Source organism: Nitrosospira sp. Is2 (assembly GCF_033095785.1).
In the GTDB taxonomy this organism is placed as follows: Bacteria; Pseudomonadota; Gammaproteobacteria; order Burkholderiales; family Nitrosomonadaceae; genus Nitrosospira.
This window is the reverse complement of the sequence record NZ_CP137134.1, coordinates 1,526,915-1,543,668: the sequence shown is the minus strand read 5'-3', so window position 1 is coordinate 1,543,668 and position 16,754 is coordinate 1,526,915. Positions and strand designations below refer to the sequence as shown.

The window sequence follows — 16,754 nt, the reverse complement described above, 5'->3', positions numbered from 1 at the left end:
GCATGGGCATGCGGCCAGGGCATGAAGCGGCGGCATCTGCCCGTTCCCAAGACTGGTTGCTAACCCGGAGCGGCGAACCGCGTGGCGTTATCCAAGCGCATGCGCTGGACGAACTCTGGTTTCACACCGGCACGGCCTGCAACTTGTCCTGCCCTTTCTGCCTGGAAGGCTCGAAGCCGGGCGACGATCGCTTGCAACTGTTGCGTTTTGAGGACGCGACTCCCTATATCGATGAAGCGCTCAGCCTGGGTGTCAAGCAGTTTTCCTTCACCGGCGGGGAGCCTTTCGTCAATAAGGACATCATACGCATCCTGGATTATGCATTGCGGCACCGCCCCTGCCTGGTGCTGACGAACGCGACTGAGCCATTGATAAAACGCCTCAAGCACTTAAAACCGTTACGCAACCATTCAGACGAACTGCATTTCCGCGTAAGCCTCGACTATGCGGATCCCGCACGCCACGACGCAGCCCGTGGAGAAGGCATGTTTGCCCAGGCGGTGAAAGGTTTGCGCGAGCTCCACGGCATGGGTTTTCATGTTTCCGTGGCGCACCAAAAGCTGCCCGACATGGCAGGGGATGTGGTGGCAGGTGGCTTTGCCGAGGTTTTTCGCTCCGCGGGGTTACCCGAGCAGTTGACGCTGGTCGAGTTTCCGGAATTTCATCCCCCGGAGACGCAGGTGGCAGTGCCGGAGATTACAGGACGCTGCATGACCGAATTCCATACTCAAGAGACAAGACGGTCGTTCATGTGTTCCTTCAGCAAGATGGTGGTCAAAAGGGACGGCAGCATGTATGTTTACGCGTGTACGCTAGTGGATGACGACCCCGATTACGTTCTTGCGCAAACGCTGACCGAAGCCCTGCAAATGCCTGTAAGCATGAAGCATCATCGATGCTTTAGTTGTTTTAAATACGGCGCGTCGTGCAGCGAAATGAAGCGGAATGTTGATTAAGGCGCGGCCCGTCAGACCCCCTTCTCAGCGAAGATTGTTCTTTAAAGGCGCTCGGGATGAAACGCTGGTGGTTGCTCTTAGTGCTGGTATTGCTGGGCGGATTGTTTTTTGCTTTTGATCTCCAGCGTTTCATTACCCTCGAAACCCTCAAGAACAGTCGCGATGAACTGCAGCAGGCCTATCGGGCGCAGCCATTGCGCATAATAGGATTTTACGCGATCGTCTATATCCTTATCGCTGCCCTTTCCCTGCCTGGAGCTGCGGTAATGACTCTGGCGGGCGGCGCGATTTTCGGGTTGTTGGTCGGGATCCCGGTAGCGGTCATTTCCGCGAGTATTGGGGCGACGCTCGCGTTCTGGGTCGCCCGGTACGTGTTTCGCGATGCGGTCCAGAAGCGCTTCGGTGGGCGCATGGCGGTGATCGACGAAGGCATCAAGCGGGACGGCGCATTTTATCTCTTCACGTTGCGCCTGATGCCTATCTTTCCCTTCTTCATGATTAATCTGCTAATGGGACTGACGGCCATCCGAACCCGCACTTTCTTTTGGGTCAGCCTGTTGGGCATGATGGCGGGCACCGCGGTTTATGTTAATGCCGGAACCCAGCTGGGTTCGCTTACCAGTCTTTCGGGGCTCCTTTCTCCCGGGCTGATCGGTTCCCTCGCGTTGCTGGCCGTATTTCCCTGGCTGGCGCGGTGGGGTATCGGACGTGTGAGGATGAGCAGAATGGGAGCCAAAAAGTGGGCCAAGCCAACGCGATTCGAGCGTAATCTCGTCGTCATCGGCGCGGGGGCCGCCGGCCTGGTAACGTCCTATGTCGCAGCCGCTACGCGCGCAAAGGTGACACTTATTGAAGCAAACAAGATGGGCGGAGATTGTCTTAATTTTGGTTGTGTCCCTTCCAAGGCACTGATCCGGTCTGCTGCGTTCCTGCGGCACGCCCGACACGCTAACGAGTTGGGCATCGCGCACGCAACCGTCGAATACAGTTTCGCTGACATATTGGCTCGTGTGCGCCGAGTCATACAAACGGTCGAACCCCACGACTCCGCCCAGCGCTACACCGAACTAGGGGTGGAGGTCATCGCCGGCAGGGCGCGCATTACCTCTCCGTGGACGGTAGAGGTCAACGGTCGATCCATCACAACCCGCGCGATTGTCCTGGCTACCGGCTCCCGCCCCATCATCCCATCCATCCCGGGCTTGGAGCGCGCGCGCTACTATACATCAGACACAATCTGGTCTCTCACAGAGCGTCCCGAACGGCTGATTGTGTTAGGCGGCGGTCCTATTGGCTGTGAATTGGCACAGGCATTCGCTCTCCTGGATTGTGAGGTGATGCTGGTAGCCAATCACGATTTGCTGACGCGAGAGGACGCGGATGCTGTTGCGCTGATTGAAGCGGCATTGCGCGCCGACGGTGTCCGTTTGTTAACCCAAACTGATGCTATTCGTTGCGAATACGAAGCAGGGGAACAGCAATTGATCGTGCGTCAGCAGGATGGAACTGAAAAAACGCTACCTTTTGATGCCATGCTGTGCGCAGTAGGAAGAATGGCTTATACCAAAGGGTTCGGTCTGGAAGAGTTGGGAATTCCGGTTTCAAAGAAGGGTAACGTCGAGACCGATGCGTGGTTGCAGACGCTTTATCCCAACATCTATGCCTGCGGCGATGTGGCCGGGCCTTATCAGTTTACCCACGTTGCGGGGCACCAGGGATGGTACGCGTCTGTAAACGCTTTATTTGGCGGCGTGAAACGCTTCAAGGTGGACTACTCGGTCATTCCATGGACCACATTTACCCACCCGGAGCTCGCGCGGGTCGGATTATCTGAGGCGGAAGCCGGCAAACGCGATATCAAATGTGAGGTAACACGCTACAGCCTGAAAGAACTCGACCGCGCCATCACGGATGAAGCGGCGTACGGGTTTGTGAAAGTTCTTACCCCGCCGGGCAGCGATCGCATTCTGGGGGTCACCATTGTCGGTGAACGGGCCAGCGATCTGCTGGCGGAATTCGTTCTCGCCATGAAACAGGGCCTTGGCCTCAACAAGATCCTTGGGACGATTCATACATACCCGACCTGGTCCGAGGCGAACAAGTATGCTGCGGGACAGTGGAGGCGCGAGCATGTGCCCGGCCGGTTGCTTGATTGGGTGGAAAAATACCACGCCTGGCGGCGAGGATAGGGGGAAAGGGACATGAAACTTGCAATGGCGAGCGCAGTAATGTTTATCGCGGGACTTTGGTGGAGCCCAGTGGGGAACACTGCAGCACAAAAACTGGTGTTGACAGGTGCCAGCACAATAGCGCCCTTAGCTGGGGAGATCGCTCGGCGGTTCGAATCACGGCATCCTGGAACACGAATAGATGTGCAGACCGGTGGTTCTTCGCGGGGGATTAACGATGTCCGCAATGGGACTGCCGACATCGGCATGGTATCGCGCGACCTGAAGCCGGAAGAGCGGGGTTTGCGCACCCACACTATCGCGTTGGATGGGGTTGCAGTTATTGTGCACGCCAGCAACCCCGCCGTAGTGTTAAATCGGCGCCAGCTTATCGATATTTATACCGGAAAAATTGTGAACTGGAAGGAAGTGGGAGGGGTGAATTCGCCTATTACCGTGGTCAACAAAGCCGAGGGACGTTCCACGCTTGAGCTGTTTTTGAACTATCTTAATCTAAAGAACAGCGAAGTTAAGCCGCATGTAATCATCGGCGACAACTCCCAGGGGATAAAAACTGTTGCGGGCAACCGGAATGCAATCGGCTACGTTTCAATAGGCGCTGCCGCATACGAAGCAAAGCATGGGACGCCAATCAAGCTGTTGCCGCTCGATGGTGTCGCTGCTACGGTGGCGAATGTCCGTAATGGTACTTTTCCGCTATCGCGGCCGCTGAATCTGGTAACACGGGCTGTGCCGGGAGGGCTGGCCCGGGAGTTCATCGATTTCGCACGTTCCATGGAGGTTCATGACCTGGTCGAAGCCCAATATTTCGTTCCCGTCACCGTCGATTGACGCGCTGTTTCTCTGGCTGCTGCGAATAGCCTCCGGTATCGCGGCCGGCTTGGTGCTGCTGATCCTTTTCTTCCTTCTGGCCGAGTCCTCGTCTCTTCTCAGGGACATCCAGCCGGTGCGCTTTGTCACTGACCCCTCGTGGCAGCCCACCGAAAGGGCATATAACCTCGCGCCTATGCTGTCGGGCACGCTTTACGCCGCAGGAGGGGCGTTATTGCTGGCGACGCCACTTGGCATAGCCTCTGCGTTATTTGTCGCGTACTACGCGCCGCCCCAAGTCGCCGGCATTTACCGGCGTCTGGTCGAATTGCTCGCGGGCGTTCCCTCAGTGGTCTATGGCTTCTGGGGATTGACCACCCTGGTGCCGCTGATTAATCAATTGCACCCCCCGGGCGCCAGTTTGCTGGCGGGGATCCTGGTGCTGACGTTAATGATTCTACCCACCATCGCGCTTACGGCGCACGCGGCGCTGCTGGCTGTGCCCGATGAATACCTGCGCGGCGCGGCCGCGCTGGGCATGTCGCGTTGGGGCATCATTCGCGGCGTGGCTCTGCCAACGGCGAGGATGGGCATCACTGCGGGCGTTATCCTTGCGGCCGGACGTGCCATCGGGGAAACCATGGCTGTGTTGATGGTAACGGGGAATGTAGTGCAGCACGCGTCCAGCGTGTACGACCCGGTACGAACGCTCGCCGCTAATATTGCATTGGAAATGCCATACGCCGTAAGCGACCACAGAGCTGCTTTGTTCGTGTCGGGCTTGGCGCTCATGGTGCTGGTGATCACGCTATGGAGCGCCGCAGCGCGGCTGGGAAGGAGCTGGCATGGGACAAGCTGAAACAGCCTGGGCAACGGCTGTGCCGCGCGGCAATGATCGGCGGGACCGGATGGCGGGATGGACCGTATATGCTGTCGCTTTTCTGGTCAGCGGCGTATTTCTGTGGATACTCAGCGATCTTGTGCGCGGTGGGATTGAACATCTTTCCTGGAGCTTCATCATGGACCCCCCGCAGAACGCCGGGCGAGGCGGCGGCATCAACTCCATCCTGGTCTCCACCACCCTGGTCCTCCTGACCGCTTTGGTTGTGGCTCTACCGCTAGGCTGGGCTGCGGCTGTCATGCTTGCCGAATATCTATCGGCTCGCAGCCGCTTCGGCTACACAGTGCGCTACAGTCTGCAGATTCTTGCCGCAGTACCCTCCATCGTCTTTGGCCTGTTCGGCAATATTTTTTTTAGCATCTATCTCGGTCTCGGGTTTTCCATTTTGTCCGGAGGGCTGACCCTGGCCTGCATGCTACTGCCCATTCTTGTCAGCACCGCCGAGGCGGGTTTGCGTGCCGTCCCGGACACCTACCGTTCATCAGCCGTGGCGTTGGGCATGTCGCGTGCAGGAACCTTGTATCATGTGTTGCTACCCGCCGCGGCTCCTGCGCTGGTAGCCGGGTTGCTGCTGGGGATCGGCCGCGCCATGGCAGAAACCGCGGCTTTATTATTTACCAGCGGATATGTCGACCGCATGCCCGGGTCCCTGCTCGATTCCGGGCGTACGCTGGCAGTGCATATCTTCGATTTATCAATGAATGTTCCCGGCGGGGACGCGCCCGCTCATGCCTCTGCACTGGTGCTGATCGCTGCGCTGCTGCTCATCAACCTCCTTGCGATGAAGCTGGCAGCAGGCTGGCAACGAGGAAAGATAGCACCGGAATGAACATAAAACGCCGATCCAGCACAACGGCGTCGGGGCACTTCATCGGCCAGGACGACGCGTATACCCTCGGACCCATGCAGTTGGGTCCGGCATGTTGCGAACCTCAGCCCGTAATCGAGGTGGAGAACTTCTCTCTTAGCTATGGGGCGAGGACCGCATTGGAGAGCCTCTCCCTGAATATCTATCGCGGATGCATTACTGCTCTGATCGGTCCTTCCGGGTGTGGGAAAACCAGTTTCCTGTCCTCGCTCAACCGGCTCACCGATCTGATCCCCGGTTGCCGGATCACAGGCCGTATTCGCATTGATAATTGCGATATCCATGATCCTGCGTGCGATTTGCGCGTGCTACGGCGGAAGATCGGCATGGTCTTCCAGAAGCCCGCGCCTTTCCCGCTCTCAATCCATCGCAATATCGAGTTGCCTTTGCGCGAACATGGCATTACCCGGCGCGGCGAAGCGGATGCCATCATACAGCGCGTCTTGCAGGATGTCGGGTTGTGGGAAGAGGTGCACGACCGGCTGCATACTTCCGCGCTCAGCCTGTCAGGTGGACAGCAGCAACGCCTTTGCATTGCGCGCGCACTCGCATTAAATCCCCAGATTCTGCTCATGGATGAGCCATGCAGCGCCTTGGACCCGATCGCCTCCGGTGTCGTGGAAGATCTCATCGAGCGCTTACGCGGGCGCTACACCATCGTTATTGTGACGCATAACCTGGCGCAGGCTCGCCGTATCGCAAACTATGCGGCATTCTTCTGGATCAGGGAGCATGCGGGACAGCTGGTTGAATTTGGACATTGCAGGCAGATATTTGAATCACCCGCCCATGAACTTACTGCCGCTTATATAAATGGCGCCCGTGGATGATGCATCAAGCCAGCTTAGCATCCGTTAGACATCCGATTAGGCATTGGCAAGGGGCCTCAGGTCGAATTTACGGCACGCGCCGCCATGCCGAATATTCATGACAGAAGGTTTACCGCCTTGAAAAACCCTTTTCACATCAATGCTATTTCGGTAACTTTCTCCATGGACATGTAAATTGTAAAGCTGTATAGTTGCCGGGCCTTCGCTCTTAAGGGCATCTCTAAAAATTCGAAATTCGCGCATACCTCGTTGTCGTTCAGAAAAATGTTTTTCTCCCCCCGTGAATATATATTGCCTCAGCCTTTTTGCGGGATGATGGCGTCTTAGCGGGCGCGATGCGTCCGCAGGCGCTTTTGCGCCTGCGGGGTTTGAATTTTTAGAGATGCTCTTCAGAAAAGGGTGAGCAGTCAGGATTGAACGGCAGATGGAATGGCGCACAGGATGATGCGCGGTGATAAACAATATATGGAGGGAAGACATGGACAAAGTTGTTCAAGGGGTTGTCGGTTTGGGATTGCTGTGTATGAGCGCTGTCCCGGCCATAGCGGCGACCAACGTTTCCAAATTACCGGTGGTAACCCAGGAACTGGTGGCGCCGCCCTTTGCGCCCAAGCACGACCAGGTGGCCAAGGGTGGACCGAAGGTAGTCAAGATCCGCATGGAGACCATCGAGAAGTTGGTGGATGTTGCACCGGATGGCACCAAGATGTGGGCGCTGACGTTCAACGGTACCGTTCCGGGCCCGCTGATTGTCGTGCATCAGGATGACTATGTTGAACTGACGCTGGTCAACCCCAAGACCAGCAGCATGTCGCACAATGTGGACTTTCACGCCTCCACTGGCGCCTTGGGCAGCGCTGGCCTGACCCTGGTTGCACCGGGTGAAGATGTGGTAGTGCGCTGGAAAGCCACCAAGCCTGGGGTATTTGTCTATCACTGCGCCCCTGGCGGCACCATGATCCCGTTTCACGTCATCTCCGGCATGAATGGAGCCATCATGGTATTGCCGCGCGATGGCCTGAAGGATGCCAAGGGCAAGCCTGTGCGCTATGACCGCGTCTACTACGTCGGCGAGCAGGACCTCTACCTGCCCAAGGGTGCGGATGGCAAATTCAAGACCTATGGCTCTCCTGCCGAAGGCATGCATGAGATGCTTGAACTGTCCAAGGGACTTATCCCGACCCATGTCGTCTTCAATGGCGCAGTGGGTGCTCTGACCGGGGATAATGCGCTCAAGGCCAAAGTGGGCGAGAAAGTGCTGTTCGTTCACGCCCAGGCCAACCGCGATTCCAGGCCTCACCTGATTGGTGGCCATGGCGACCTGGTATGGGTTGGCGGCTCATTTGCCGATATACCGATTACCAATCAGGAAACCTGGTTCGTTCCCGGCGGTTCTGCAGTGGCGGCGTTGTATGAATTCAAGCAACCCGGCCTGTACGTGTACCTCAGCCACAACCTGATCGAGGCGGTATTACTGGGTGCGGCAGCGCACATGAATGTCGAGGGTAAATGGGACGACGATCTCATGATACAACTCAAGAAACCAAACGAGAATTCAACCCCGGCAATGGATCACTAACAGCAAAGCTTAAGCTCCAAAAATGAAAAGCGGCTTCAACGAAAGTTGAAGCCGCTTTTTTCTACAGAAGCCGCCTCAAACGGCCATGTGGACGAGGTTTTAGCGTTTGCATAGAGGACGATGGCCTGTCTAATTCTCCTGTAATTTTCTTGACACAACAGGGGGATGCGGGTTAGGCTATGCGGCGTTTTAGAGTAGGCTGGGATTTGCCTTGGGGGATTTATTGGGCGGACCGGATTGAAATAGGGATGGACCGCGTGCCGGTAATAATAAGATCAATAAGATCAGGGGCGGCGCGGTAAGTTTAAGCAAAAAAAATTACTACGGAAGATAGGAGAGAAGAGATGGCATCGAAGCCTTGGCTGAGGGTGGTTACGCTGGCATGTGGAGCGCTGTTGAGCGCGACTGCATGGGCTAACTTTCCCAGCGTACCCAAAGAGACATACAAAGCGCTGAATCTGGAGCAATCGGCCTCGCCCAAGGAATTGCATGAAGCGCTGGTCAAGCGCTACAAGGATCCTGCGCAAGGTGCTGGACGCGGGACCCTTGCCAAATACTGGGAGCCGATTCCGATGAGCATGTATTTTGACCCGGCCTCGTTCTACAAGCCGCCGACCTCCATGAAAGAAGTGGCGGGTCGGGACGAATGCGTCAAATGCCACACAGACGAATCGCCGGTATGGGTGAGCGCCTGGAAGAAGAGCACGCACGCCAATCTGGACAAGGTCAGGAACTTAAAGCCTGAAGACCCCACCTTCTACAAGAAAGCCAAGCTGGAAGAAGTCGAGAAGAACCTTCGCTCGATGAACCGGCTGGGCGCCAACGAGAAGCTCAAGGAAGTAGGCTGCATCGACTGCCACGTTGACATCAACGCCAAGGGCAAGGCCGACCACATGAAAGACCTGCGCATGCCCACGGCGGACGTATGCGGCGTGTGTCACCTGGCCGAATTTGCCGAACGCGAATCCGAGCGCGACACCTTGATCTGGCCGAACAACCAATGGCCGCAGGGACGTCCCTCGCACGCACTGGATTGGAAAGCCAACGTAGAAGTTGCCGTGTTTGCCGCCATGCCCCAGCGTGAGATAGCCGAAGGCTGCAGCATGTGCCACACCAACCAGAACAAGTGCGACTCCTGCCACACCCGTCACGAATTCTCAGCGGCCGAATCACGCAAACCGGAAGCTTGTGCCACCTGCCACAGCGGGGTTGACCACAACAACTGGGAAGCCTACTCCATGAGCAAGCACGGCAAGATCGTCTCGATGATGGGCGACAAGTGGAACTGGAGTGCACCGCTGAAGGACGCCTACAGCAAAGGCGGTCAGACTGCCCCGACCTGTGCTGGCTGCCACTTTGAATACGAAGGCAAATACAGCCACAACGTGGTTCGCAAGATCCGCTGGGCCAACTACCCGGCTGTTCCTGGCATCGCCGAGAACATCACCAGCGAATGGTCGGAAGCGCGCCTTGACTCCTGGGTCAAGACCTGCACCTCCTGCCATTCCGAGCGCTTTGCCCGCTCCTATCTTGAATTCATGGACAAAGGCACCTTGCACGGCCTAGCCAAATACAAGGAAGCGCACGAAGTCGCCGAGAAGCTCTACAAGGAAGGCATGCTGACCGGACAGAAGACCAACCGTCCGTTGCCGCTGCCGCCTGACAAAGAAATGTTTGCCGGCTTCACTCAGCTCTACTGGTCCAAGGACAACAACCCTGCGGCCATCGAACTGAAAGCGCTGGAAATGGGAGAGAACGACCTGCCCAAGCTTCACGTAGGACTGGCGCACGTCAACCCGGGCGGCTGGACCTATACCGAAGGCTGGGGTCCCATGAACCGCGCCTACGTCGAAATCATGGACGAGAACACCAAGATACGCGAAATGGCAGCCCTGCAGGCCCGGGTAGCCAAGATGGAATCGGGTCGCCGTGCGGGTCTTCTGGACTTGAACAGCAAGGATGACAAGATCTCCCTGGGCGGTCTTGGCGGCGGCATGCTGCTTGCGGGCACCCTGGCGCTGGCAGGCTGGCGCCGGCGCGAAAGAAGCGAGCGCTAATCCAGCTTGACATCTGCAACTACCAGCCGCGCCCTCACCCCGGCGCGGCGCAACAACCGACTCCTCCCCTCACTGGGCATCCTCCTGGTGGCGGGAGGAATTCTTTTGCTCGCCTGGTTTGCCTGGCTCTGGTTCAACCCCGGCCCCGCACCCTACCGCTACCAGCTGGTGGAAGAAGGCAGCGTGGACAAATTCAGCAAGCTCGGACTTGAACCCTGGCCCGATCTCACCATCGCCAAATACGAAGTCTTTGCCGAGGAGATCGAAAAGCCCCTGGCCTCTGGCCACACCGCCCGGCGCGGCCAGACACCGCCCGTGCGCATCGACTGGGAGAACCACACCAGCGAACTCGTTGCCTCCGTTGACGGCAAACTCGGTGAACTGACCACCCTGGCTGCCGCCATCGACAAATACGCAGCCAAGGACGCACTGATCCTCGGCTGGTGGGACACCTCGCGCCAGATCAAGCTCCTGGCCGGGCGCGACACCCTCTTCACCACCCATGTGGGGCAGCCCCTGATCATTCCCACCCCCTGGCGCAACCGTGAAGAATCCATCCGCAAATACGAAGACCAGTTCTGGGGCGCACCCGCAACCGAGGAAGAGCGGCGCAAATTCGAGCGCTTCACCGACGCCCTCCTTGCAGAGCCCGAGCAGGGCGCTGCCATCCTGCGCGAACTTGCAGGCGGGCGCGAAGCCTATATTGCGCTCCACGTCACCGACCTGTACAAGCTCGGGCTGATGCGGCCCGACCAGTTTGACATCACCTACAAGAACTTCCCCATGGAAGGCAACATGCACGGCCTGATCGGCTATCTCAAGAACTGGATGCAGGAAAACAACTTCACCACCTACACCCTGCAATCGATCTCCGACAAGATGGTGCGGGGCTACTTCCTGCGCACGGACAAGAACAGCAACAGCCTGATTGCCCAGATGCTCCCCTTCACCAATTCCACCCCGCTTGACCTGAAACCCGTGCAGCTCATCTACCAGCAGGGCGGCTACTGGGTCTACCAGATCCCATCCGCTGCTCCTGCTGCTGCTCCTGCCCCTGCCTCAACCCCTGCCCCGGTTCCCGCCCCCGCTCCTGCCGAGGGCACCTGATCTCCCGCCGTGCTCCTGCGTAATGGAAGGCGACGGGTTTATTTAAAAGAAACATGAGACGCCAGACCGCAACGCGGTCTGGGCGTCCTCTCCGCTGCCTGATCCCCGCTGCGGGGGGTCTCAGGCAACGCTTCGAAGCGTGACCATGCAACGGCCGTAAGCGCCTATAATGTAGAGTACTGATACTGCCAAGGTCCGCAGTGCCGGTACCAGTGGTACCAGAAAGAGTCATGGTACTGGTGCTACCCGTTTGCATAAACCGGAGATACAGTTATGGTCAAAATAGAAGATTCATAAAACCCAACGGATACAATTGTCTTCGAAAGAAAAAAAGGAGAGATCATGAGCCATCGCATGACATTCGCACTTGCCGCCGCAGCCCTGTTTGCGGTGATATCCGGGAGTGCGGCCGCGCAATCGTTTGAGGGCCGCAAGAAATGCAGTTCCTGTCACAAGAGCCAGGCTGAATCCTGGGGAGACACGGCGCACGCCAAGGCCATGGAATCGTTAAAGCCCGGCACCAAGGAGGAGGCCAAGAAAAAGGCCAAGCTCGATCCTAAAAAGGATTACACCAAGGACAAGGATTGCGTAGGCTGCCATGTTGACGGCTGGGGCAAGGAAGGCGGCTACACGGTTGATGACCCCAACAAGTTCCTGACCGGCGTGGGCTGCGAATCGTGCCATGGACCGGGATCGAAGTACCGGGGCATGCACCGCAAATCGGGTGCGGCCTATGAGAAATCGAAGAAGACCGCCCCGCGCTCATCGCTGGCCGATGCCGGACAGGACTTTGCCTTTGAAGAGAGCTGCAATGCCTGCCACATGAACTATGAAGGCTCGCCCTGGAAGGGTGTCAAGAAGCCCTACACCCCCTATCACCCGGGTGTGGACAAGAAATACACCTTCAACTTTGACAAATACGTAAAGGACGTCAAGGCCATGCACGAGCACTACAAACTGGACGGCGTCTTCGAGGGAGATCCCAAGTTCAAGTACCATGACGACTTCCAGTCCAAGGCCAAGGTTGGCAAGAAGACCGAGGTAGACGACTGATGGGAATCAAGGCAGGCGGCTCCCTGCTCACAGGCGCGCTGCTGGGGATTGTGATGGTGGCGGTGGTATTCGGCGGCGAGGCCGCCGTCTCCACCACTGAATTCTGCACCAGCTGTCATTCCATGACCTATCCTCATGATGAGTTGAAGAATTCATCGCACTATGGGGCACTGGGCGCCAACCCCGGCTGCAAGGACTGTCACATCCCGCAGGGCTTCAAGAACTTCCACCTGGCCGTGGCCACGCACGTGGTCGACGGTGCGCGCGAGCTGTACCTGGAATTTGCCAACGACTATTCCACGCTGGAGAAATTCAACGAGCGCAGGCTGATCATGGCGCACGATGCGCGCATGAACCTGAAGAAATGGGACAGCAACACCTGCCGGGAATGTCACAAGAATCCCCAGCCCCCGGGAGCTGATGCCAAGGCTGCGCACAAGAAGATGGAAACCGAGGGCGCCACCTGCATCGACTGCCATCAGAACCTGGTGCACAAGGAAGCCCCGGAGACCGACCTCAACGAGAGCAAAAAGCAGGGCAAGATGGTCCTCAAACCCGAGAAAAAGGATGAGGACGATGACGAGGATGAGGAGTAGCGCGATCTATCCTCTTGCATCGTATCGCTTCTGCGGCGTTTCCTGTTACTTCAACCAAACCGCTGGCTGCTCCTTTCGAGGGGCCAGCGGTTTCAATTATTTAAGCCTGTCGCACTGAATTTCGACCATCATTTTCAAGCGGGGTTTTACGCGTAGATTCCCGATCTCCGTCTTCGCTCAAATGGCAGTATACTGAGCGTTTCTTACAAGTAGTAGCGCATAGAAGATAATGCTGCGTCACTTTCCCCAACCAAATACGTCCGGTGTTCATCGAATTCGTGACTACTTCATCGCGACCCTGACATTCACTTGCGTCGCGATCAGCCTTAACCTCGACGCAAATGGCAGCCTAGAGCAGCAAAATACCATGGGTCTCATCGCGTGGTCATTTCTGTTCGGGTTGCTACTGGGCGAGAACAAGGAAGTCAGGATGCAAGTTATCGTGGCCGTGGCATTTGCTACGTTGGGGGAGCACTTCGCTTCCATCTACATGGGTGGCTATACTTATCGATTCGGGAACGTACCGGCGTACGTTCCGCCCGGTCATGGAATGGTTTATCTGACCGCCGTCGCCCTCGCCCGGTCCGGTCTTTTTCTGCTGCATGCCCGAAAGATAGCAGCCTTTGTAATCGCGACATGCGGAGCGTGGTCACTGTGGGGAATCAGCGGATATCCTGAGCAAGGCGACCAGGTTGGGGCGCTGCTGTTTTGTGTTTTTCTGATTTACCTGTTCAAGGGCCGCTCCCCCATGGTTTACCTGGCTGCCTTTTTTATTACCACCTGGTTGGAGCTGATTGGTACCGCCGCGGGGACCTGGAAATGGGCGACGCTTGAACCGATCTTCCAGTTGACACAAGGGAATCCGCCGAGCGGTGTCGCTGCATGGTATTGCCTTGTTGACGCGGTCGCCATTGGGTCCGCACCTGTGTTATTAAAGACGCTAAAAAAAGGCACGGACTGGGTTAAGGCAGGGAAGCCAAAAAACGCTGAGCAAGGCGTGAGAAATGACTGAATGAATTTTACATCTTGCTGACAGTCTAACAATAACAATTAATCAATGACCCGTTTACGCACAAAACGCCGCACACATTTATTTTCAGCCCTTGTCCTCCACAATTTTCCTATTTATAAACTGTTCTGTTTGAACCGCTCCAACCGTCAACGTTGGGCGATTCAAACGTAATATATATGTCATTCGCTCAACTCAATCTTTCCGCTGAAATCATTCGCGCGATCGCAGATCAAGGTTATACAGAACCCACTCCGATCCAGACTCAGGCGATTCCGCCCATCCTTGCAGGCAAGGACATAATGGGTGGTGCGCAAACAGGTACCGGCAAGACGGCAGGTTTTACCTTGCCGATGCTGCACCGCCTGCAGCCCGGCGCCAGCACCAGCGCGTCCCCCGCCCGGCATCCTATCCGCGCCCTTATACTCGTGCCTACACGCGAACTGGCGGTCCAGGTATACGAGAGCGTAAAGGCCTACGGCAAATACCTTCCGCTCAGGTGCAGCGCGATTTATGGCGGAGTCGACATCGATCCGCAAATAAAAGCATTACGTGCTGGAGTCGAGATTCTGGTGGCAACGCCGGGACGCCTCATCGATCACATACAGCAAAAAACCTTAACGCTCTCCAAACTTGAAATTCTCATACTGGACGAAGCCGACCGGATGCTGGATATGGGTTTTCTGCCGGATATCAAGCGTATCCTCACCCTATTGCCGCCACAGCGTCAGAGCCTCATGTTCTCGGCCACATTCTCCGGGGAAATCAAGAAACTTGCGAACACCCTGCTAAAAGATCCGGTACTGATCGAAGTGGCAAGGCAAAATTCGATAGCTGAACTCATCACGCATGTAGTCTATCCCGTATCGCGAACCCGTAAACGAGAGCTCTTAACCTACCTGATCAAGTCGCAGGATCTGAAACAGGTTCTGGTTTTTGTTCGCACCAAGCACGGCGCCAGCCGTTTGGCTCAGCAGTTGGAAAGAGACGGAATTACGGCTACGGCGATTCATGGCGATAAAAGCCAGCCACAACGTACTCAGGCGTTGGCGGAATTCAAGGAAGGCATTGCCAGCGTGCTGGTGGCAACCGATGTTGCCGCACGCGGGTTAGACATCGAAGACCTGCCACATGTGGTTAACTTCGAGTTGCCTACTACGCCCGAGGATTATATTCACCGGATCGGTCGTACGGGTCGCGCCGGCACCAAAGGTGATGCAATTTCCCTCGTGTGCGAGGATGAGCAGGAACTGCTGAACGGCATAGAGAAACTTCTCAAATTCAAACTCGATTCCAGAGTAATTACTGGATTCGAGGCCGACACAAAACTCGACCAAGGTGGTGAATCACAGCGTGGGCAGGTCAGGGACGCCCATCGAGGCGAAGCAGCCAGATCGGGCCAGAAGAAGCCTGTCGAGCCGCACCCTGCCGCAGCGGAAAAAAGCAAGTCACCGCTCCCGTCGGACGGGCAATCGTCCCGAGGCCAAGCGGAGCTCAAGAGTTATCGGGGGCGCTCCCGCATGAGCGGAGGGAAACCTAAAGGCGTGGAGGACCCGTTATTCACCCAGCCTTATATTCCATCGCAGCCAACTTCGCCTGCCCCTTCAATCCCCCAGCCAACAGATAGCCTGTCACATTATCATCGGCCAGGGCGACACAACAAACCATTGGCTGCTTTATTTCGGCCACGTCCACCCGACAAGCCCAAGCAGGACGAGTCGTGACATGGGAAAGCGCCTGACCCGAATCTATACGCGCACCGGCGATGACGGTACAACAGGGCTCGGCGATGGAGGCCGAACGGGCAAGGAGAGCCTGCGTATCGAAGCTATCGGAACAGTGGACGAATTAAACAGCCACATCGGGGTCTTGCTTTCAGGCAGGCTTCAGGAGGATATGCGCAGCCGGATGGAAAATGTCCAGCATGATTTATTCGACCTGGGTGGGGACCTGAGCATTCCCGGACGCGTAAGCATGAACGAAGCGCAAGTCAGCCGTCTGGAAAAAGAGCTCGACGAATATAACGCCAGCCTGGCTCCGCTAAAGGAATTCATACTGCCTGGCGGAACCCCTCTCGCCGCGACATGCCACGTCGCGCGTTCAGTGTGCCGACGAGCCGAACGGTGCGTGATGAGGCTTTACCGCGCCGAAACCGCGGTACCCTGCCACATCCATTATCTTAACCGCCTATCTGATCTTTTATTCGTGCTCTGCCGCGTCCTCAACCGTGAACACGGGGTCGATGACGTGATGTGGCAGCCGGGTAAGACGCGTAGCATTGAGGCAGCTTAGGCGCCTTTACTGGCCGTTGACTTTTGGTTCCTTGCGCAAAAAACTGTCCAGTATTAGCGACGCCGCGCCGAGGAAAATGGCCGAGTCGGCAATATTGAACGCCGGCCAGTGGTAGCCGGCAACATGGAAATCGAGGAAATCGACCACATGGCCCAAGGCAATGCGATCCCACAGATTGCCTAGCGCACCGCCTAATATCAGGCTCAACGCCAGACAAAACAGTTTGTCCGCTGCATGCTTGCGCAGCAGATAGATGATGAGAATGGAAGCGCCCGCGGCAACAACGCTGAAAAACCAGCGTTGCCATCCGCCGGCGTCACTTAGAAAACTGAACGCGGCGCCGGCATTATAGGTTAGTACCAGATTGAAAAACGCCGTCAGCGGAATTTGTTCACCGTGAAATAATATAGCTTCCACCCAGCGCTTGGTGACTAAATCCAGCACCAGCACAACTAATGCAAGGGCAAGGCTGACCTGCAATTTCATCCCGCCCGCCACGTCATTGTC

The 16,754-nt window shown here is 56.7% G+C and carries 15 protein-coding genes; 14 read left to right on the top strand and 1 reads right to left on the bottom strand.

Annotated features, from left to right (window positions below):
- The first annotated feature begins 2 nt into the window (after positions 1-2).
- The 14 genes from R5L00_RS06760 to R5L00_RS06695 all read left to right on the top strand — a co-directional run bounded on the left by R5L00_RS06760 (position 3) and on the right by R5L00_RS06695 (position 16,247).
- A complete protein-coding gene (locus tag R5L00_RS06760) occupies positions 3-956 on the top strand; it encodes a radical SAM protein (RefSeq protein ID WP_317653887.1) in 954 nt (317 codons plus the stop codon).
- Positions 957-1,012: 56 nt separating this feature from the next.
- Positions 1,013-3,145 (top strand): FAD-dependent oxidoreductase, encoded by a 2,133-nt coding sequence (locus R5L00_RS06755; protein WP_107694569.1) that lies wholly within the window; start codon positions 1,013-1,015, stop codon positions 3,143-3,145.
- Positions 3,146-3,157: 12 nt separating this feature from the next.
- Positions 3,158-3,976: a phosphate ABC transporter substrate-binding protein gene (locus R5L00_RS06750; protein WP_317653885.1), complete on the top strand. Its 819-nt coding sequence runs from the start codon at positions 3,158-3,160 to the stop codon at positions 3,974-3,976.
- On the top strand, positions 3,930-4,814 hold the full coding sequence (pstC, locus tag R5L00_RS06745; protein ID WP_317653884.1) for a phosphate ABC transporter permease subunit PstC: 885 nt from the start codon (positions 3,930-3,932) through the stop codon (positions 4,812-4,814). Before R5L00_RS06750 ends, pstC begins: the two co-directional genes overlap by 47 nt.
- Entirely contained in the window at positions 4,801-5,685 is an 885-nt protein-coding gene (gene pstA / locus R5L00_RS06740) for a phosphate ABC transporter permease PstA (protein WP_317653882.1), read from the top strand. The genes pstC and pstA overlap by 14 nt, the downstream gene beginning before the upstream one ends.
- A 74-nt stretch (positions 5,686-5,759) precedes the next feature.
- A complete protein-coding gene (locus tag R5L00_RS06735; protein ID WP_411555610.1) occupies positions 5,760-6,554 on the top strand; it encodes a phosphate ABC transporter ATP-binding protein in 795 nt (264 codons plus the stop codon).
- 478 nt (positions 6,555-7,032) lie between these two features.
- Positions 7,033-8,133 (top strand): copper-containing nitrite reductase, encoded by a 1,101-nt coding sequence (gene nirK / locus R5L00_RS06730; protein ID WP_317653878.1) that lies wholly within the window; start codon positions 7,033-7,035, stop codon positions 8,131-8,133.
- Between the two features lie 344 nt (positions 8,134-8,477).
- Entirely contained in the window at positions 8,478-10,190 is a 1,713-nt protein-coding gene (locus R5L00_RS06725; protein ID WP_107695109.1) for a multiheme c-type cytochrome, read from the top strand.
- A gap of 6 nt (positions 10,191-10,196) precedes the next feature.
- Positions 10,197-11,297 (top strand): hydroxylamine oxidation protein HaoB, encoded by a 1,101-nt coding sequence (haoB, locus tag R5L00_RS06720; RefSeq protein ID WP_317651783.1) that lies wholly within the window; start codon positions 10,197-10,199, stop codon positions 11,295-11,297.
- A 342-nt stretch (positions 11,298-11,639) separates the two neighbouring features.
- The gene (cycA, locus tag R5L00_RS06715) at positions 11,640-12,350 is read left to right on the top strand and encodes a cytochrome c-550 CycA (RefSeq protein WP_107695107.1); all 711 of its coding nucleotides are present in this window, start codon (positions 11,640-11,642) and stop codon (positions 12,348-12,350) included.
- The gene (locus tag R5L00_RS06710) at positions 12,350-12,946 is read left to right on the top strand and encodes a NapC/NirT family cytochrome c (RefSeq protein WP_107695110.1); all 597 of its coding nucleotides are present in this window, start codon (positions 12,350-12,352) and stop codon (positions 12,944-12,946) included. Before cycA ends, R5L00_RS06710 begins: the two co-directional genes overlap by 1 nt.
- A 229-nt stretch (positions 12,947-13,175) precedes the next feature.
- Entirely contained in the window at positions 13,176-13,958 is a 783-nt protein-coding gene (locus tag R5L00_RS06705) for a hypothetical protein (RefSeq protein WP_317653876.1), read from the top strand.
- 176 nt (positions 13,959-14,134) lie between these two features.
- Complete coding sequence (locus R5L00_RS06700) at positions 14,135-15,679, top strand: DEAD/DEAH box helicase (RefSeq protein ID WP_317653875.1); 1,545 nt, start codon at positions 14,135-14,137, stop codon at positions 15,677-15,679.
- A gap of 1 nt (position 15,680) precedes the next feature.
- Positions 15,681-16,247, top strand: a complete 567-nt coding sequence (locus R5L00_RS06695) for a cob(I)yrinic acid a,c-diamide adenosyltransferase (RefSeq protein ID WP_317653874.1) — start codon at positions 15,681-15,683, stop codon at positions 16,245-16,247.
- A gap of 6 nt (positions 16,248-16,253) precedes the next feature.
- Here R5L00_RS06695 and lspA read toward each other — a convergent pair whose 3' ends face one another.
- Positions 16,254-16,733, bottom strand: a complete 480-nt coding sequence (lspA, locus tag R5L00_RS06690; protein WP_107693519.1) for a signal peptidase II — start codon at positions 16,731-16,733, stop codon at positions 16,254-16,256.
- Positions 16,734-16,754: the final 21 nt, after the last annotated feature.